The organism is Enterococcus malodoratus ATCC 43197 (assembly GCF_000407185.1).
GTDB classification, from domain to species: Bacteria; Bacillota; Bacilli; order Lactobacillales; family Enterococcaceae; genus Enterococcus_A; species Enterococcus_A malodoratus.
In genome coordinates, this window is record NZ_KE136483.1 from 435,944 (window position 1) to 453,352 (window position 17,409).

The window sequence follows — 17,409 nt, forward strand, 5'->3', positions numbered from 1 at the left end:
GGAAAAACCATGCAGTTGATATCCAGAAAAACCGTGCTTGCCTTCTTTTTACCAGGCGCATTATTTATGGGGATTTTTATGATTTATCCGATTTTCAAAATGGCTTTTGATAGTCTATATAGCTTTGATCCAAATGGTATGAAGGAGTTTGTTGGTTTTGACAATTATATTAAAGCTTTTGGAAATGAAAGCTTTTTACAGCCGTTAAAAAATACGCTTGTCTACATCTTTATTGCTGTTGTTGTCGAACTAATATTAGGAACGATCCTAGCCTTGGTTTTTGAAGAAAACTTTAAAGGAAACAAGGTCATCCGGTCACTCATTTTGACCCCACTAATGATTGCACCGCTAGTGGCTGGTTTGATTTGGAAGTTAATGTTGAGCGCGCAGTTTGGCATTATCAATCAACTATTAGTAAATGTTGGTCTTCTTGAAAATTCGAACCAGATCCTTTGGCTTGCGGATGAGAAATGGTCGTTATTGGCTTGTTGTTTTGCGGATATTTGGTTAACGACCCCGTTCATGATGCTGATGATTCTTGCCGGTCTTCAAGGGCTTGATGGAAGCATGATTGAAGCGGCTACGATTGATGGGGCAAATTGGTGGCAAAAAATTATTAAAATCAAACTACCAAATATTAAACCAGTATTATTAACCGCATTATCCATCCGAATTATTGATGCTGCAAGAACATTCGATATTGTTTGGGCGATGACGCAGGGTGGACCGAACAATTCATCAGAACTTATCAGTGTTGTCATCTATAAAACACTGACCAGATACAACAAAGTCGGGTATGCAAGTGCCATGGCATTAATACTTGTGGTAGTACTCGTTGTGTTCACTCTAGTGTTCATGCAAGGACTATGGAACCCGAAGAAAAAACAATCGGTGTAGGAGGGGATATCAAGTGGAGAAAAAAAGAAGTGTTCAAAGTAAATTACTGATAATTCTGGCGGTTGTCTGTGCTGTAGTCTGGCTGTTTCCCTATCTGTACTTGATTAGTTCATCCTTCAAGCCAGGTGCTGAAGTTGTTTCAATTCCTGCAAAATTTTTTCCAACGGTTCTATCTGTGGAAAATTTCACTGGCTTGTTTGAACGGATGCCGGCTTTTCATTACATTTTTAATAGTTTTTTAGTTGCTGTTTGCAGTACTTTGATTGCAGTAATTTTAGGGGCGTTATCTTCCTATGCTATTCAACGTTCAGGAGCTAAGATTGCCACCTTTTTGATTATTGTCGTGTTGTGTTTAAAAATGATTCCGACATCGAGTATTGCTGTACCGATCTATGAGTTGATTACAAATCTTGGTTTGTATGATACGAGAGTTGCCTTAATTATTGTTTATGCAGCGATAAATATGCCTTTTGTTATGTGGGTCATGCTTGGTTTCTATGAAGGGATTCCAACAAGTATTGATGAAGCAGCTTGTATGGATGGGGCTTCAAGTCTCCAGACATTTATTCGAATCATCTTGCCGATCTGTACACCAGGTTTGGCTACAGCCTTTGTATTTACGCTATTTCTATCTTGGAATGAATTTTTATTGTCGTTGTTATTGACTAGTACAGAGGCAAAAACATTTACGGTCGGATTATCCGAATTTTTATCAGCTTATAGTATGGACTTGGGTCCGATGTGTGCGGGAGCTCTAATTTTTAGTTTACCTGTAATGGTTTTATCAATCGTGGCACAGCGATTCATTGTTCAAGGAATAACCGCTGGTTCAGTTAAGAGCTAGTCAAAACAAAACGTATTTGAAGGAACAAAAGAGCGATTCTAATTAAATAATCGCTCATCAGGAGGAGTAATGGTGAGTAAAAATTATTATGATGTAACCCAATGGGCAATAGGAGATCCATTTAACGATATTGGCGAAGTCATTAACAGTATTCTTTTAGACATTAAAAAAAGACAAAAAGAGATTGATGAAAATGATGGAGGGAAACCAGGGGCAGTCATCTATATTCCACCAGGTGATTATCACTTGAAAACACAGGTTGTTATTGATATTAGTTTCTTAAAGATCATGGGTTCTGGACATGGCTTTACTTCTTCTAGTATCCGCTATAATGTGCCAGAGGATGAATGGAGTGATCTACATGAGCTTTGGCCTGGCGGCAGTCGCATTCTTGTCGATCTGTCGGGTTCATCGAAAGAAGAGGCTGCTGGCGCGGCATTCTACATTCAGCGTAGCGGTGATCCGCGAATTAGTTCTGTTGAATTTTCAAATTTTTGTATCGACGGCTTACACTTTGTCGATGATGGTTCGGATGAAACGAATCCAGAAAACACTTATACAAATGGGATAACGGGAATACACGTTGCCAGTGCGAATGATTCGTTTCGAATTACAGGCATGGGATTTGTCTATTTGGAGCATGGAATTATTTCCTATCACGCGGATGCACTTACAATTCATGATAATTTTATCGCGGAATGTGGGAGCTGTATAGAATTACGCGGTTGGGGACAGGCATCGAAGGTGACAGATAATTTGATTGGTGCAGGTTTCAAGGGCTATTCCATTTATGCAGAGAATTTTGGTGGACTGCTAGTGACGGCAAATAATGTTTTCCCTAGAGGAGCTAGCTGTATTCATCTTGAAGGAGTTACTCGCTCACTTATTAGCAATAACAGACTTCATGCCTTTTACCCAGGAATGGTTATTTTAGATAAAAATAGCTCCGAAAATTCTATTTCATCAAACCATCTTTTGCATGATCATGAACCTTGGGCACCGTTGCAAGGAAGGAATAACGGTTTAGATGATACCTTCGGACTTTTATCAATCAATGGTAACAGCAACACGGTGATTGGCAACCATTTTTCTGAAATTATTGACAAGGATCAAATTTCACCAAAAGGAGCAACTCCTGTAATTATCCATGTTGTTACTGGTAATGGAAATTATATTTCTAATAATCATATAGTCGCTACAAAATCAGAATTAACATCCAGTGATTCCTGTTTTGCATCACAAGTAGAAGCCTTATTGACCAATGATGCAAACGAGGCTCTTGAGGTCAAGACGGTATTAATTGAAAGACAATCTTTTGGAAATACGGTGCTCGACTCTGGTTCTGAAGCGCAAGTTGAACTGGATAAAGAAGACAATGCCTTTAGAGCAACTCCGACTCCAGCTAAGCATTCTATATTGAACGAATTAAGGTAAGCACTATTAAACTATCTTTAAGGTTTAGCAGTGTTTAATAGTATAAAAAGTGAGGGTAAAAACGATGGGAACACTTTCCATGCAACATATTTATAAAAAATATTCGAATGCGGAGAATTATACCGTAACTGATTTCAATTTAGAAATTGATGAAAAGGAATTTATCGTCTTTGTAGGTCCTTCTGGTTGTGGGAAATCTACAACCCTTCGGATGGTAGCAGGTCTTGAGGATATCACTGAAGGAGAATTGAAAATCGGTGATAGAGTCATCAACAATGTAGCACCAAAGGATCGAGATATCGCAATGGTCTTTCAAAATTATGCGCTCTATCCACATATGACTGTATTTGACAATATGGCCTTTGGCTTAAAGCTCAGAAAATATCCAACAGCTGAAATTAAAAAGAAGGTAGAAGAAGCGGCGGAAATTTTAGGCTTAACGGAGTATCTAAAGAGAAAACCCGCGGCTTTATCTGGAGGACAACGTCAACGTGTCGCTTTAGGTCGTGCGATCGTCCGTGATGCTCAAGTCTTTTTGATGGATGAGCCCTTGTCTAATTTGGACGCAAAACTACGTGTATCCATGCGTGCTGAAATCGCAAAATTGCATCAACGCTTAGGAACGACAACCATTTATGTTACTCATGATCAGACAGAAGCGATGACAATGGCGGATCGGATCGTCATTATGATGGATGGTTTGATTCAACAGATTGGTAGTCCTAAAGAAGTATATGATTTGCCTGAAAATGTCTTTGTTGCAAGTTTCATTGGTTCACCTGCAATGAATTTTTTCAATGTGACCTTAAAAAATGGCTATATCACTTATGGACGAAATTTCAAGTTAAAAGTACCAGAAGGTGAGAATAAAGTGCTCGTGGCTAAGGGCTATGAAGGAAAAGACTTGATTTTCGGTATTCGGCCAGAAGATATTAGAAGCGAACAGATCGTCTTGGATTCAGTTATTGAGTCAGCAATAGATGCAACGATTGTCGTGTCAGAGCTTTTAGGATCAGAAACGTTGTTATACAGCAAAATTGACGAAACAGAATTTGTTTCTAAAGTTAATGCTAGAGACTTCCATCGTCCAGGTGAGGTTGTTCGCTTAGCGTTAGAACTCTCAAAGGGGCATTTCTTTGATCCAAAGACAGAATTGAGAATTAAGTGTACGAAGTAAGTTTATCGTTGGAAAGTGATCGTTAAAGTTAGGAGGGATTCTCTTGTCCATTGAATTAATGAAAAAAAATATTGTTCGTGCTCAAGCTGAAATAGATAAGAAAAGATCAGAAGTGGGGAAGGGAGCAATGCGCCAAAAGTATCATTTTATGGCTGAAGAAGGCTGGCTAAATGATCCGAATGGGCTCATTTATTTTAAAGGTAAGTACCATTTCTTCTATCAATATAATCCTTATGACTCCTATTGGGGATCAATGCACTGGGGACACGCAATCAGTGATGACATGCTGCACTGGGAATACTTACCTCTTGCGTTAGCACCAAGCGAAACCTATGACAATCATCCCAAAGGTGGCTGTTTCTCTGGAAGTGCAATCGAACATGAAGGGCGGCTCTATCTTTTATACACCGCCTCGACAATTTATGGAGACGGGTTTGTTCAAAATCAGTGTATGGCATACAGCGATGATGGTATCCATTTTGTCAAAAGTGAAAAGAACCCGGTTATTGCTGCTCCGCCAAGTGGTTATGATGTGGGCGAGTTTCGCGACCCAAAAGTTTGGAAGCATGAAGATTATTTCTATTTGGTATGTAGTGGGAAAAAGGATGAGCTTGGACAAGCACTATTGTATCGTTCAAAAAATTTAGAAGATTGGGACTTCTTTAATGTTCTTGCAGAAAGCCGAGGAGAATTTGGCTATATGTGGGAATGTCCCGATTTTTTCCCATTGAAAAATGCCAACGGAGAAAAGTATGTTCTAACGTTTTCTCCAATGGGAGTGAAAGAACGAACGAGTATTTATTTAGTCGGAGATATGAATTATGAAACTGGAAAGTTCAATTACACGACTGTAGGAAATATTGATTGGGGATTTGATTATTATGCACCGCAATCATTTGTTGATCAATCCGGCAGACGCATTCTTATTGCGTGGGCGAATGGTTGGGATTGGATGCCGTGGTGGAAGGATTGGGGGCCAACCTTCAAAGAAGGCTGGTGTGGTTCTTTTAACCTTCCGCGAGAAGCAATTCTTGACACGGATAATACATTGAAGTTTGTGCCTATAGAAGAGCTGCGCTCCATTCGGAAATCAGTTGAAGCGATCCATGAAAAGTCCATTATTGAAAAAGGCGAACGATTGATTCCTACAGCTAACGGCAATTGTTTTGAACTGAAAATGACGATCGATCTTGCTAACAGTACCGCTGATTCCTTTGAGCTACGCTTGAGGAGCAACGATCATCTAGCTACGATTGCGACCTTCGATTTAAGAAAGCAGATGCTGAGAGTTTCTCGCGACAACTCAGACGATTGGAGTCAAGGAACTACAAAAAGTAATTTGCTACTAAAGGATAAAGCAACACTAAAGATTCACTTGTTTGTAGATCAATCCTCTATAGAGATTTTCACTGATGATTATAAAACGAATCACAGTCTAAATGTTTTTGCTAAAGAGGATCAAAATAAGAACTATGTTTCTGTTGCTGAGGGCACACTTGTGATCGATCAGCTTGAAACGTGGGAATTAACGAAAACAATGTAGCCAAATGCTCGAAGAAAGTACAGATCTTCGAGCATTTGAATATGGAGGATGAAAATGAAAACGATTGATGTAACCGCCCTAGGCGAAATTCTAATTGATTTTACTCAAAATGGTCTAAGTGAACAAGGCAATCCATTATTGGAAATGAATCCTGGTGGCGCACCCTGTAATGTATTAGCGATGTTAAGAAAATTTAATCGCAATGTAGCGTTCATTGGGAAAGTCGGGGATGATAATTTTGGTTGGTTTTTGAAAGAAAAGGCCGAAAAATTGGGAATTGATATGAGCAATTTGTCCTTTGATGAAGATGTTCACACCACCTTAGCCTTTGTGCATAATGGGGAAGACGGGGACAGAGATTTTACTTTTTGTCGTAATCCAGGAGCAGATATGCAATTAAATGAACAGGAAGTAAACGAAGAGGTAATCAAGCAATCAAGGATTTTTCATTTTGGAACACTTTCCATGACCCATGAAGGAGTAAGCAATGCAACGAAAAAGGCACTGACTATCGCTAAAAGCAATGATTGCCTGATTTCATTTGATCCCAATATTCGTGAACCATTATGGGAGAATTTAGAAGAGGCTCGAAAACAAGTAGAAGTCGGGCTTAGTTATTGTGATATTCTTAAAATATCAGACAACGAAATTCAATGGCTTACAGGAGAAGAGGATTATTCAAAAGGGGTTAAAAAAATTAGAGATAAATATCCGATTAAATTGATCCTTGTTTCGATGGGGGATAAGGGAAGCCGAGCATATTATGAAGAAGATATGATTGAAGTTCGTGCTTTTAAGAATGAACAGACCATCGAAACTACTGGTGCAGGGGATACTTTTTGTGGATGTGTACTTCAATTTATTCTTGACTATGGTCTGAAAGAATTAACGAAAGAACAACTAACTGAGATGTTGACGTTCGCTAATGGAGCAGCTTCACTAATTACTACAAAAAAAGGGGCACTTTGCTCGATGCCAGAGATTGAGACTATAAATAAATTTCTGACAATTAGTAAATAAGAATACAATATAAAAGCATAAATGTGCGCATTTATGCTTTTATATTTGTTTAAATGCATACAAAAACTTAAAAATACTTTTAAATGCTTATTAAAAATGCTACTATATGGATGAAAGCGAGGGGTTGAAATTGTATCAAGAGAAACGTCTTAAAAAAATTATGTTGATGCTGGAGGACAAAGGGGAGGTTAGCACCCAAGAAATCGTAGAGCAATTTGACATTTCCAGAGATACCGCTAGAAGAGATATTATCCAATTGGTTGAAAATGGAAAAGTAATCCGTACGCATGGTGGCATCATAATGCCTGAAGAAAAATTACAGGTCTTAAATTACTTTGAGCGATTAAATCAGCTTTCACAGGAAAAACAAAAGATGGCTCAGCTTGCTGTAAAACAAATTCAACCGAATAGTGTCTGTTTCATCGATGTGTCAACAACACTTTTACAGGTATCGCAAAATATTAAAGTACCTTGTCAAATATACACCCACGCACTTGATAATGCATTTGTACTTGCAAATCAGCCCTTAATTAACTTGACCGTTTTAGGTGGAAAATTTGATGATAAGAACCGTTTTTTCTATGGTGAAGAAGCATTGGAGCAATTAGGTCAAGTGAAGTTTGATCTAAGTCTAATTGGGGCTGCGAGTCTTGAAGAAGATGGTTTCTATTTTAAGGAAAAGCAGAACGCTAGAATTAAACGCAAAGTAATTCAACGAACGCGCAAGGTTGTTTTGATTTCAGAGCAGCAAAAATTTCAAAAACAGTCGACGTTCAGGGGTGGCGAATATGAAGATATTGACGTATTTATTACCGATCAAGAGCTAAAACCAAATCAATTATCGTTGTTTGAAAAGAGTACCAATATCTTGTATTAGATGTGAAAATAACGAATCGTGTAGCTTCGGGAAGTCTTTTTTAACTGATCAAAAGCATTAGGAGGGATAGCATGAGTACGATTAAGTTAGTTTTTAGTGACATTGATGGGACCTTGCTGGATGAACGACATCAGCTGACAGGTGAGACAAAAGAAATCATTCAAAGAATGAACACTGTTGGTATTCCAACAGTTTTAGCATCAGCAAGACCACCATTGGCGATGACGGAAGTAACGAAGGAGTTAGGGCTGAAAACGCCATTAGTTTGCTATAACGGTGCACTAATTGTTCGAGAAGAGAAGAACAAAAAATTTGTATCACTGTATAGTTTACCAGTAGAACGCTTAGATGCATTGCTTATTTATAAACTAGTAAAACAGCACTGTGCGGATGTTAGTATCAGTGTTTATTCTGATGAACATTGGTATGTTGAAGCTCTCGATAGGTGGCACTGCCAAGAAGCCGCCATTACTGAAATGCGGCCAAAAATAGTGAACTTAAAAGAATTCTTGAAAGACTATCATCCTGTCCATAAATTTTTAATAATGGGGAATCCAGAAATGCTAGAGATAGTAGAAGAAAAGCTAAGACAATCTGAACTCTTGGATATTTCTTTTTATCGGTCGAAAGAAACCTATCTAGAAGTTACTCATCAGCAAGTATCAAAATTGACAGCCATGAATTTGATTGCACAGGCGCTTCATGTTGATTTAAAAGAAATTTTAGCGATCGGTGATAACTATAACGATTTACCGATGCTTGTGAAAGCTGGGATTGGTATTGCAATGGGGAATGCGCCTGAAGTAGTGAAACGTTCATCAGATATAGTAACTAGAGGAAATAATGAAAATGGATTCTACCACGCATTGGCAACTTTCTTTCATTAAGATATAATGAGAAAAAGTGTATCAATAATTGAGGTGTAAACGGTGAAACGAATCGATAAAGTGTATCAAAAATTGTTGGAAATTTGGCAGAATGCCTCAAAGGAGCAGATCCTTTCTGATGAGGGCAGTTCTGCACAAGAAATCGCTTCTGCTTTACAATTGACTCGCTCTAATGCAAGTTTAGAACTTAATAAGCTAGTTCGGGCCCAGAAACTGATCAAGGTAAAGACTTATCCAGTGAAATATTTTCCAACTATACTTATTGAAGAACTATTTGAGAGGACCATTTCGCAAGAAACAGAAGTGAAAAGCCTACAAGAGTTACTAGCTTTTGATCACAAAAATAAATCTGTAAAAGTTCAAAGGATAAAGAAAAATCCTTTTGATCGTGTAATTGGTCATGATGGAAGTTTAAAAAAACCGATTTCGCAAGCCAAGGCGGCGGTATATTACCCTCCTTTTGGCTTACATATGTTGTTGTTAGGTCCTACCGGGTCAGGGAAAACTTTTTTTGCGAATCGAATCTTTGAATACGCGAAGTATGAAAATATATTACCAGAAGAAGCCCCCTTTGAAAGTTTTAATTGTGCTGATTACTACCATAATCCACAATTACTGTTGTCACATCTTTTCGGCTATTGCAAAGGAGCGTTTACCGGTGCTGATGAAGATCATGCAGGTTTAGTTGAACAAGTGGATGGTGGAATTTTATTACTAGATGAAGTGCATCGTTTACCACCAGAAGGACAGGAAATGCTTTTTTATTTCATCGATAATGGAACCTTTAATCGATTAGGTGAAAATAACGTGAAGCGGCATGCTAAGGTATTGATAATCTGTGCAACAACAGAAAATCCTTCTTCAGCTTTATTAGGGACTTTTCTTAGAAGAATTCCAATGACGATTATGATTCCTTCCTTACGGGAGCGCTCAATAAAGGAGCGAGTGGAATTAATCAAGTTCTTATTTGGAAATGAGTCCAAGCGCATACAAAAGACGATGCGAATTAATATTGATGTATTCAGCGCTTTGATTCAAGCTGCGAATTTTGGTAATGTTGGTCAATTGAAATCACATGTACAACTAATTTGTGCACAGGCTTTTCTTAACAATTTACATCAAACTGAGGAGATCGAGATCCGTTTACGCTATTTGCCTGCCGAAATCCAATCTGATTGGGCATCAAGTCGTACCAATCTCGAAAAAGCCAAGGAATTGTCAGGCTTGATCAGTGTGATGACCGTGATCTATCCAGAAGAACAAGCCAATTTGTCGAATGAAGAGTTCAATGAGTTTAATATCTATGAATCAATTGAAGAAAAAGTCAAGGTATTAAAGGACCAAGGAATTGATGAAGAGAATATTCACCAATATATTTTAACAGACTTGCATCTATATATACGCAATTTTGTAAAAGAAAACAGTGCGAATTATAATTTGTTAAAATTTGTCGATAAAAAGATACCCATGTTTGCTGAAGGTTTGAAAAAAATTGCTGAAAGAGAGTTGGATTGCCATTTTGATCGTCGTTTTATTTACTACATTGGTATGCATATTGATGCGTATCTAAGGCGGGGAAAACAATCCAACATCTTAATTGATAGTGAGATTGAAGAAGTCAAGCGTGAGCACGACAAGGAGTATCAAGTCGCTTTATTATTTAAACAAGAAATCAAGAATGAGTTCAATCTTTTGATTCCTGAAATTGAAGTCATTTATTTAACGATGTTGATTGCATCCATTGAAACACTTGATGAAACCCAAAAGGTGAGTGTTTTAGTCGTAGCTCATGGGAATACTACTGCTACTTCAATGGTAGAGGTGGCTACTGATCTTTTAGGAGCAGCACCAATCGAAGCGTTAAATATGCCTCTGACGCTTTCACCGCAAGAATTATTTGAAGCGATGGTTGAAAAAGTCAAAGCGCTTGATTGCGGAAAAGGGGTCTTGATGTTGGTGGACATGGGATCACCGGCGATGATGGGAGAACGATTGGAACAGACAAGCGGTGTTAAAATCAAAACGATTCCTAACGTAACTACTTCGATTGTGCTTGATGTTGTTCGAAAAATTAATTATATGGATCTTGATTTGAATGCAGTTTATGATTCAGTAAAAAAGGATTTTTTTGCTTCAATCCATTTGCATGATGATAGTCGAGGGAAGCCTAAAGCGATTTTGTCAATTTGTACAACCGGTAGTGGAACAGCAAAAAAAATAGAGGGGTTAATTACAAATATCATCTATGATTCAACAGACGATGCTATTCAAGTGTTAACGGTTTCTGCATTAAAATTGAAAGAAAAAATTCCAGAACTTTTAGAAAAATTTCAAATAATTGCTAGCGTGGGTACGAAAGATCCGAAGATAGACGCACCTCACATTTCTTTGGAGTACTTAATTGAAGGTACTGGAGAAGAGATATTAAAACAGGTGATTGGTGTAACAAATCTACCCTTGGATAAAACTGGTCAGAAGAATATCGTAGTCAAGGATCTGTGTGAAGACACACTGAAAACATACCTAGTATATCTGAATCCATACCATGTAACTGATATGCTTTTAGAGTGGGTTTCAGATTTGGGATCAGTATTAGGTGTTTCATTTCCTAATTCACAAATTATTAAGCTAGTTGTTCACACGGCCTTTGTATTTGAGCGCGTGATTAAACAGACGCCATTGAGTTTTGAGGAGACTGTTTCCAAAGAAGTATCAGAGATACTAGATCATGTGGAAGAGAGCTTACGACGGATTGAGGAAGGATTGCAATTGAAAGTTTCAAAAGATGAAAAAATTTTTATAGCAGAAATGTTAATAGATGATAAAAGTGTTTCAGAACTGTAAAAAGTGTTTTAAAACTAATAAGGGTAAAAAGCAAGCGTTTCAGAAAGTGTTTTATTTTCTGATATACTTGCTTTTTTTTCAATAAAAATGGATTGGTAGAACAATATTTAGAAGGATATATGAATTTTGAAACACTGTTTGGCACACAAATTGCTTTATTCATTGTAGAGAGGAGAGAAGTAGATGACAGCAATTATTGTAAGTGGCCATGGACAATTATCCACCGGATTATTAGATGCTTTTCAAATGATTTTTGGTAAAGATGAAAAGATAGTTGCAATTCCCTTTTTAAAGGGAGAAGGAATTCCGCAATTACAAGAAAAATTTCAACAACAGTTGGAACAATTTCCCCCTGAAGAAGAAGTCTTATTCATGGTAGATGTCTTCGGAGGAACCCCATACAATTCAGCGACACAATTGGTTTTTGACAAGAAAAACATGGATATTGTAACTGGTGTGAACCTTCCGGTACTTTTGGAAGCTGGTGCTTTGAAAGAGTCCCTATCCATTTCAGAGTTAACAGGTGCATTGAAAACTATCAATCAAGAAAGTTTCAAAGTATTTTCGGAACAGATTAAAGTAATTCAGGAACAAGAAACGAAGGAGGATGATTTACTGTGAACATTGTATTAGCAAGAATTGATGATCGTTTTATTCATGGACAAGTATTAACCAAGTGGGTAAAGTTACGACCTGCTGAAAGAATTATTATTGTATCTGATGGTGTGGCAAATGATGAAATGCGTAAAACATTGGTTTTGTCAGTCGCACCTGCAAATATGAAGGCCAGTGCTGTAACAGTGGACAAGATGATTCGAGCATATCATTCTCCACGATATGAAAATACAACGGCATTTCTATTATTTGAAAAGCCTGAAGATATTGTTCGATTAGTTGAAGGTGGAGTGGATTTGAAGGAAGTAAATGTTGGTGGGATGCGTTTTGAAAAAGATCGTATACACATTACGAAAGCAGTGAGTGTGGACGAGAACAATGTCACGGCATTTAGACAGTTGGCAAATCTCGGAGTAAAACTGGAGATGCGTCAATTACCTGGTGATAATAGCGCTGATTTTTCCAAAGTATTGGAAACCGAGTTAACTAAATAGCAGAAGGAGTGATAAATATGAATGGATTACAAATAATTCTGCTATTAATCGTAGCGGGAATCTGTGGGATGGGAAGCGTACTTGACGAAGCGCAAACACATCGTCCATTAGTGGCATGTACGTTGGTAGGACTTGTTTTGGGAGATATAACTACTGGTATTATTCTTGGTGGTACATTGGAAATGATGGCGTTAGGTTGGATGAATGTTGGACTTGCTATGGCGCCGGATACAGCAATCGCATCAGTTATCTCCACTATCTTAGTTATCACAGCTAATCAGGGAATTGGAGAAGGAATCGCAATAGCTGTACCATTAGCAGCTGCTGGTCAAGCACTGACCATTTTTGTCCGAACAATCACAGTTTTCTTTGTCCACAAGGCAGATAACTATGCAGCGGAAGGTAATTTTCGTGGAATAGAAGCGATGCATTTGTTGGCTCTAGCCATGCAGGCGCTTCGAGTGATGATTCCGACGTTGATTATTTCTATGATTAGCGCACAAGCAGTAAGCAACTTCTTGAATAGTATTCCAGAGGTGATTACTGGTGGTTTACAAATCGGTGGAGGCATCATCGTGGTTGTTGGTTATGCCATGGTGATCAATATGATGGATGTTCCAAATCTAAAACCATTCTTCTACATTGGTTTCCTATTCGCTGCTTTTACAAATTTCAATCTTGTTGGCTTTGGCGGTCTAGGATTATGCTTCGCTCTACTATTTATTCAGTTGAAATACATTAACAGCAATAAAACAGTAGTTGCGACAGAGCAAGCAGCTATGAGCTACGATGATGACGATTTAGATGCATGATAGAGAGGGGAAAAAGATGGAAAATAAAGCAGTAACAAAAAGAGATTTACACAGTATGTTTTGGCGTTCAAACCTTTTACTCGGATCATTTAACTTTGAGAGAGTTCAAAATATGGGATTCTGTTTCGTGATGATTCCAGCAATCAAAAGACTTTATGCTCCTGGAAAGGAACGGAATGAAGCCTTACAACGTCATTTAGAATGGTTTAATACACAACCTTGGCTGACGGCTCCAATATTTGGTGTAGTTACCGCGATGGAGGAAGAAAAGTCAAACAAGAAAAACCTTCCTGGAAGTTCAATTGCCGCAATGAAAATTGGATTGATGGGGCCTTTAGCAGGTGTGGGTGATCCAATTTTTTGGGGAACAGCACGACCAGTACTAGCAGCATTAGGTGCGTCATTGGCATTGAGTGGTAGTATGGGAGGTCCGTTGTTATTCTTTGTCGCAATCAATGTTATCCGTTTAGCAACCAAATATTTTGGTTTAACCTTAGGCTATGAAAAGGGTAATGAAATCATTAAAGAGATGGCTGGCGATCGTATCAAGAAATTGACTGAAGGAGCCTCGATCGTTGGGTTGTTCGTAATGGGAGCATTGGTCAATAAATGGACTACAATTAACATTCCAATTGTTGCCACGAAGATTACTAATGACAGTGGTAAGGTAGTTACACAAACTGTTCAGGATGTTTTAGATAGTATTATGCCAGGATTGTTGGCATTACTTTTGACCTTATTTGTTTCATGGTTATTAAAGAAAAATGTTAGTCCACTGTTAATCATTATTGCAATTTTTATTGTTGGAATACTTGGTAAAGGCTTTGGATTTTTAGGATAGTTTGTATTTTCTTTGACAAAACCTTAATGCTCATACCTATGGATCGTATCAAACGTGATTTATAGAAAAAGAATTACTTTGTGAGATAAAATAATAGTCAAAGATTAGATAGAAAATCTGTTAGCTATGACATAAGAAAAAAGAGATTTTGCAGCGTATTACTTTTTCGGTTACCGATGATAAGTGTTGTTTTATCTTTAAATACGTTTATACTACCATGAAGCCCAGTCATTTAAGTTGATGATTGGGCTTTTTCTTTACAGAAAGTTTCGGTAATGGTTGAAATAAAAGTAATTTATACTGTAAATGCGACGATTTTCATATTATTTGTATTGATTAATAATTTCAATCTCGTTTTCGTAGCGATATTGAAATTATTATCAGATTTATTTATTATGAAAAGAAGATGCGGAGTTTGATTACCGAAGAGGAGGTGAAGAATATGGAAAGGATGAGCTTTAAAGAAATCCAAGCTATTTATCCAGAAGCAATGTTGTTAAAAAAAGGACCATTCTCCAGTGAAACCATAAACGTTCCAATCTTAGATGGGTATGCATGTTTCTTGAGGGAGGATTTAACTGAACGAGAAGTTCTCTTATTTTCTAGATTAAATCAAAGTCAATCAATCAACAAAAAAAGACATCCTTGGTATGAGATTTTGTTTGAGAACAAACAAAATACAGAGGATGGTGAATACCGGATAATCCAAGTTTATATGAAACATTTAGAAGACTCTCAGAAAGAAAGCATCTTGAAAGAAATACGAGAGATATTTCCGAATTCTGTAGACCTTTTTTTCTACCAACAATTTTTATTAATCGTTGAAAAGAGAGGTCTAGATAATTTATTTGTGAATGACTTAGAGGGGATTTTTCTTGCTTTAGATATGGATTTTGATTTTTCAACAAGGCTTTTTTTAGGATCGTTTCATGTATGGAAACATGATTTTAGCCAATTATTTCGTGAAGAAAAGAAAGCATTCATTGATTCTTTGAAAAAGAATTTTAACGTGAAATGTTTGGAACTATCCGATTGCATCATTTCTGTCTTTTCTAACCAGATTGCTAGTGAGAGTGGACTCTTATTGTCATTATATCAAGACTGGTTTGATGATGAAGAAATGAGACGTTTAATTAGAGTATTATGGGAACAACAAGGTAATTTTAGTTCAGCAGCAAAAGAATTGTTTATGCACCGGAACTCGTTACTTTATAAAATTGATAAATTCCAAGAACGAACGATGCTCAATCTAAAAAATAATAATTCTCTTTTTTTATGCTATTTACTCGTCTCGCTTTTTTCTTGAGGGACTTTTCCGTTTGGATATTTTACCTAGTAATCAACTTTTATTTTAGGCAGGTTGACGATGAAATATACAGCGCTTTCATTTATGGTATTTTATATCAAATAGAAATGGAGGACTATTGATGACAGAATTATCATTGAAACATATTTATAAAAAATACGAGAACAATGACAATTATTCTGTAACTGATTTCAATCTTGAAATAGCAGATAGGGAATTTATTGTTTTTGTAGGACCATCTGGATGTGGTAAATCTACTACTTTAAGGATGGTTGCAGGTCTCGAGAGTATTTCTGAAGGCGAATTTCTCATTAATGGAGAAAGAATGAACGAGGTTGCGCCAAAGGACCGAGATATAGCGATGGTATTTCAAAACTATGCGCTGTATCCACATATGACAGTTTTTGATAATATGGCTTTTGGCTTAAAGTTACGGAAATTTGATAAAGACGAGATCAAAAAGAGAGTGGAGAATGCGGCAGAAATATTAGGCTTGACCGATTACTTGAATAAAAAGCCAGCCTCATTATCTGGTGGACAAAGACAGCGAGTAGCCCTTGGAAGAGCTATCGTTCGTGATGCAAAGGTTTTTCTAATGGATGAACCTTTATCAAATTTAGATGCAAAACTGAGAGTTGCTATGCGCGCAGAAATTGCTAAGCTTCACCAGCGTTTAAATACGACTACTATTTATGTTACGCATGATCAAACAGAGGCGATGACTATGGCTGATCGTATTGTAATTATGAAAGATGGTATTGTTCAGCAGATTGGATCACCCCAAGAAGTCTACAATAAACCAAAAAATGTTTTTGTAGCTAGTTTTATCGGATCACCAGCCATGAATTTCTTTGATGTTACTCTTACTAATGGATATATTACAGATGGTAATGATTTGCGCTTGCGTGTTGCAGAAGGGAAATATAAAGTTTTAAAGGCCAAAGGGTATGAAGGTAAGAAGTTGATTTTCGGAATTCGTCCAGAAGATATCCACGCAGAACCGATTGCAATAGAAGTAACTCCAGACTCAACAGTGATTGCAGAAGTTGTTGTTTCTGAATTATTGGGTGCTGAAACAATGCTGTATTCAAAAGTAGGAACAACTGAGTTTGTATCCAAAGTAGATGCACGCGACTTTTTAGAACCAAAGGAGAAAATAAAACTAGCGTTTAATGGTAGTAAGGCTCATTTCTTTGATATAGAAACTGAGGAAGTTATTTCGATTCCTTAAAAGTTACTCGTTGATCGTTTGTTTGAAGGGAATGGCTCATTTGGTTATTGTGCCTCAGGTTAAGAGTAATTTATTGTTACGACAATATAAGTAAGGTGGAAAAATATGGATATTAAGCGGTTTACTAAATTTCATAGACTTTTTGAATTGGTTTATCAATTAATTGTGTTGAATCTTCTCTTCATCATTGGGGTACTTTTTGGCGGAATTATTTTTGGTATCATACCTAGCGGATATAACCTTGTTCAAGGAATAGGTAGGATAAACGATGGGGAAGAAATAAGGGCGAAGGATTTTTTTAAGGGATTTAAAGAATCTTTTTTTTCGATAAACACTTCCTATTTTATGCTGTTGCTCTTGATTATTCTTTGGGGTGCTCAGGTTGTGCTACTTGGACAATTTTTCAATAGAGTATATTTCATCATGACAGGAGCAATGTTATTACTTTTGGTGGCTTATGCAATCAACACACCTGTCCATAATAAAAAAAACAATTTAAAAAGACTAGTCGGTATTTTCTTAATCAATCCTAAACTTAATTTCTATTTGTTACCCTGAATAATTCATAGAATTTCTGAAACTCTATT

The 17,409-nt window shown here is 37.1% G+C and carries 16 protein-coding genes; all 16 read left to right on the top strand.

The features are described from left to right. Positions 1-9 precede the first annotated feature (9 nt). The 16 genes from I585_RS17520 to I585_RS17595 all read left to right on the top strand — a co-directional run bounded on the left by I585_RS17520 (position 10) and on the right by I585_RS17595 (position 17,380). Positions 10-897, top strand: coding sequence for a carbohydrate ABC transporter permease (locus I585_RS17520; RefSeq protein WP_010740694.1), 888 nt, complete (start codon positions 10-12; stop codon positions 895-897). Positions 898-910: 13 nt separating this feature from the next. Further along, positions 911-1,741, top strand: a complete 831-nt coding sequence (locus I585_RS17525; protein WP_010740693.1) for a carbohydrate ABC transporter permease — start codon at positions 911-913, stop codon at positions 1,739-1,741. A gap of 69 nt (positions 1,742-1,810) precedes the next feature. Next, entirely contained in the window at positions 1,811-3,175 is a 1,365-nt protein-coding gene (locus I585_RS17530) for a NosD domain-containing protein (protein ID WP_010740692.1), read from the top strand. A 64-nt stretch (positions 3,176-3,239) separates the two neighbouring features. Next, complete coding sequence (locus I585_RS17535; protein ID WP_010740691.1) at positions 3,240-4,352, top strand: ABC transporter ATP-binding protein; 1,113 nt, start codon at positions 3,240-3,242, stop codon at positions 4,350-4,352. Between the two features lie 43 nt (positions 4,353-4,395). Further along, a complete protein-coding gene (locus I585_RS17540; protein ID WP_010740690.1) occupies positions 4,396-5,895 on the top strand; it encodes a glycoside hydrolase family 32 protein in 1,500 nt (499 codons plus the stop codon). Positions 5,896-5,949: 54 nt separating this feature from the next. Beyond that, a complete protein-coding gene (locus tag I585_RS17545) occupies positions 5,950-6,915 on the top strand; it encodes a carbohydrate kinase family protein (protein ID WP_010740689.1) in 966 nt (321 codons plus the stop codon). A 130-nt stretch (positions 6,916-7,045) separates the two neighbouring features. Beyond that, positions 7,046-7,792, top strand: a complete 747-nt coding sequence (locus tag I585_RS17550; RefSeq protein WP_010740688.1) for a DeoR/GlpR family DNA-binding transcription regulator — start codon at positions 7,046-7,048, stop codon at positions 7,790-7,792. A gap of 71 nt (positions 7,793-7,863) precedes the next feature. Further along, positions 7,864-8,679, top strand: coding sequence for an HAD family hydrolase (locus I585_RS17555; RefSeq protein WP_010740687.1), 816 nt, complete (start codon positions 7,864-7,866; stop codon positions 8,677-8,679). Between the two features lie 42 nt (positions 8,680-8,721). After that, positions 8,722-11,523, top strand: coding sequence for a sigma-54-dependent transcriptional regulator (locus I585_RS17560; protein ID WP_010740686.1), 2,802 nt, complete (start codon positions 8,722-8,724; stop codon positions 11,521-11,523). Positions 11,524-11,706: 183 nt separating this feature from the next. Then, positions 11,707-12,144 carry a mannose/fructose/sorbose PTS transporter subunit IIA gene (locus tag I585_RS17565; protein WP_010740685.1) on the top strand — a complete coding sequence of 146 codons (438 nt, stop codon included), beginning with the start codon at positions 11,707-11,709 and terminating at the stop codon, positions 12,142-12,144. After that, positions 12,141-12,632, top strand: coding sequence for a PTS sugar transporter subunit IIB (locus I585_RS17570; RefSeq protein ID WP_010740684.1), 492 nt, complete (start codon positions 12,141-12,143; stop codon positions 12,630-12,632). Before I585_RS17565 ends, I585_RS17570 begins: the two co-directional genes overlap by 4 nt. A 17-nt stretch (positions 12,633-12,649) precedes the next feature. After that, on the top strand, positions 12,650-13,444 hold the full coding sequence (locus I585_RS17575) for a PTS mannose/fructose/sorbose transporter subunit IIC (RefSeq protein WP_010740683.1): 795 nt from the start codon (positions 12,650-12,652) through the stop codon (positions 13,442-13,444). A gap of 16 nt (positions 13,445-13,460) precedes the next feature. Further along, positions 13,461-14,285: a mannose/fructose/sorbose PTS transporter subunit IID gene (locus I585_RS17580; RefSeq protein ID WP_010740682.1), complete on the top strand. Its 825-nt coding sequence runs from the start codon at positions 13,461-13,463 to the stop codon at positions 14,283-14,285. A gap of 442 nt (positions 14,286-14,727) precedes the next feature. After that, positions 14,728-15,591, top strand: a complete 864-nt coding sequence (locus I585_RS17585) for a helix-turn-helix domain-containing protein (RefSeq protein WP_010740681.1) — start codon at positions 14,728-14,730, stop codon at positions 15,589-15,591. A gap of 121 nt (positions 15,592-15,712) precedes the next feature. Further along, positions 15,713-16,822, top strand: a complete 1,110-nt coding sequence (locus tag I585_RS17590) for an ABC transporter ATP-binding protein (protein WP_010740680.1) — start codon at positions 15,713-15,715, stop codon at positions 16,820-16,822. A gap of 105 nt (positions 16,823-16,927) precedes the next feature. After that, positions 16,928-17,380: a DUF624 domain-containing protein gene (locus I585_RS17595; protein WP_010740679.1), complete on the top strand. Its 453-nt coding sequence runs from the start codon at positions 16,928-16,930 to the stop codon at positions 17,378-17,380. Positions 17,381-17,409: the final 29 nt, after the last annotated feature.

Excerpts from the sequence above, each read along its gene's own strand:
- I585_RS17520 (WP_010740694.1), top strand. The coding sequence starts at position 10 with ATGCAGTTGATATCCAGAAAAACCGTGCTTGCCTTCTTTTTACCAGGC.
- I585_RS17530 (WP_010740692.1), top strand. The coding sequence starts at position 1,811 with ATGGTGAGTAAAAATTATTATGATGTAACCCAATGGGCAATAGGAGAT.
- I585_RS17535 (WP_010740691.1), top strand. The coding sequence starts at position 3,240 with ATGGGAACACTTTCCATGCAACATATTTATAAAAAATATTCGAATGCG.
- I585_RS17545 (WP_010740689.1), top strand. The coding sequence starts at position 5,950 with ATGAAAACGATTGATGTAACCGCCCTAGGCGAAATTCTAATTGATTTT.
- I585_RS17555 (WP_010740687.1), top strand. The coding sequence starts at position 7,864 with ATGAGTACGATTAAGTTAGTTTTTAGTGACATTGATGGGACCTTGCTG.
- I585_RS17565 (WP_010740685.1), top strand. The coding sequence starts at position 11,707 with ATGACAGCAATTATTGTAAGTGGCCATGGACAATTATCCACCGGATTA.
- I585_RS17575 (WP_010740683.1), top strand. The coding sequence starts at position 12,650 with ATGAATGGATTACAAATAATTCTGCTATTAATCGTAGCGGGAATCTGT.
- I585_RS17580 (WP_010740682.1), top strand. The coding sequence starts at position 13,461 with ATGGAAAATAAAGCAGTAACAAAAAGAGATTTACACAGTATGTTTTGG.
- I585_RS17585 (WP_010740681.1), top strand. The coding sequence starts at position 14,728 with ATGGAAAGGATGAGCTTTAAAGAAATCCAAGCTATTTATCCAGAAGCA.
- I585_RS17590 (WP_010740680.1), top strand. The coding sequence starts at position 15,713 with ATGACAGAATTATCATTGAAACATATTTATAAAAAATACGAGAACAAT.
- I585_RS17595 (WP_010740679.1), top strand. The coding sequence starts at position 16,928 with ATGGATATTAAGCGGTTTACTAAATTTCATAGACTTTTTGAATTGGTT.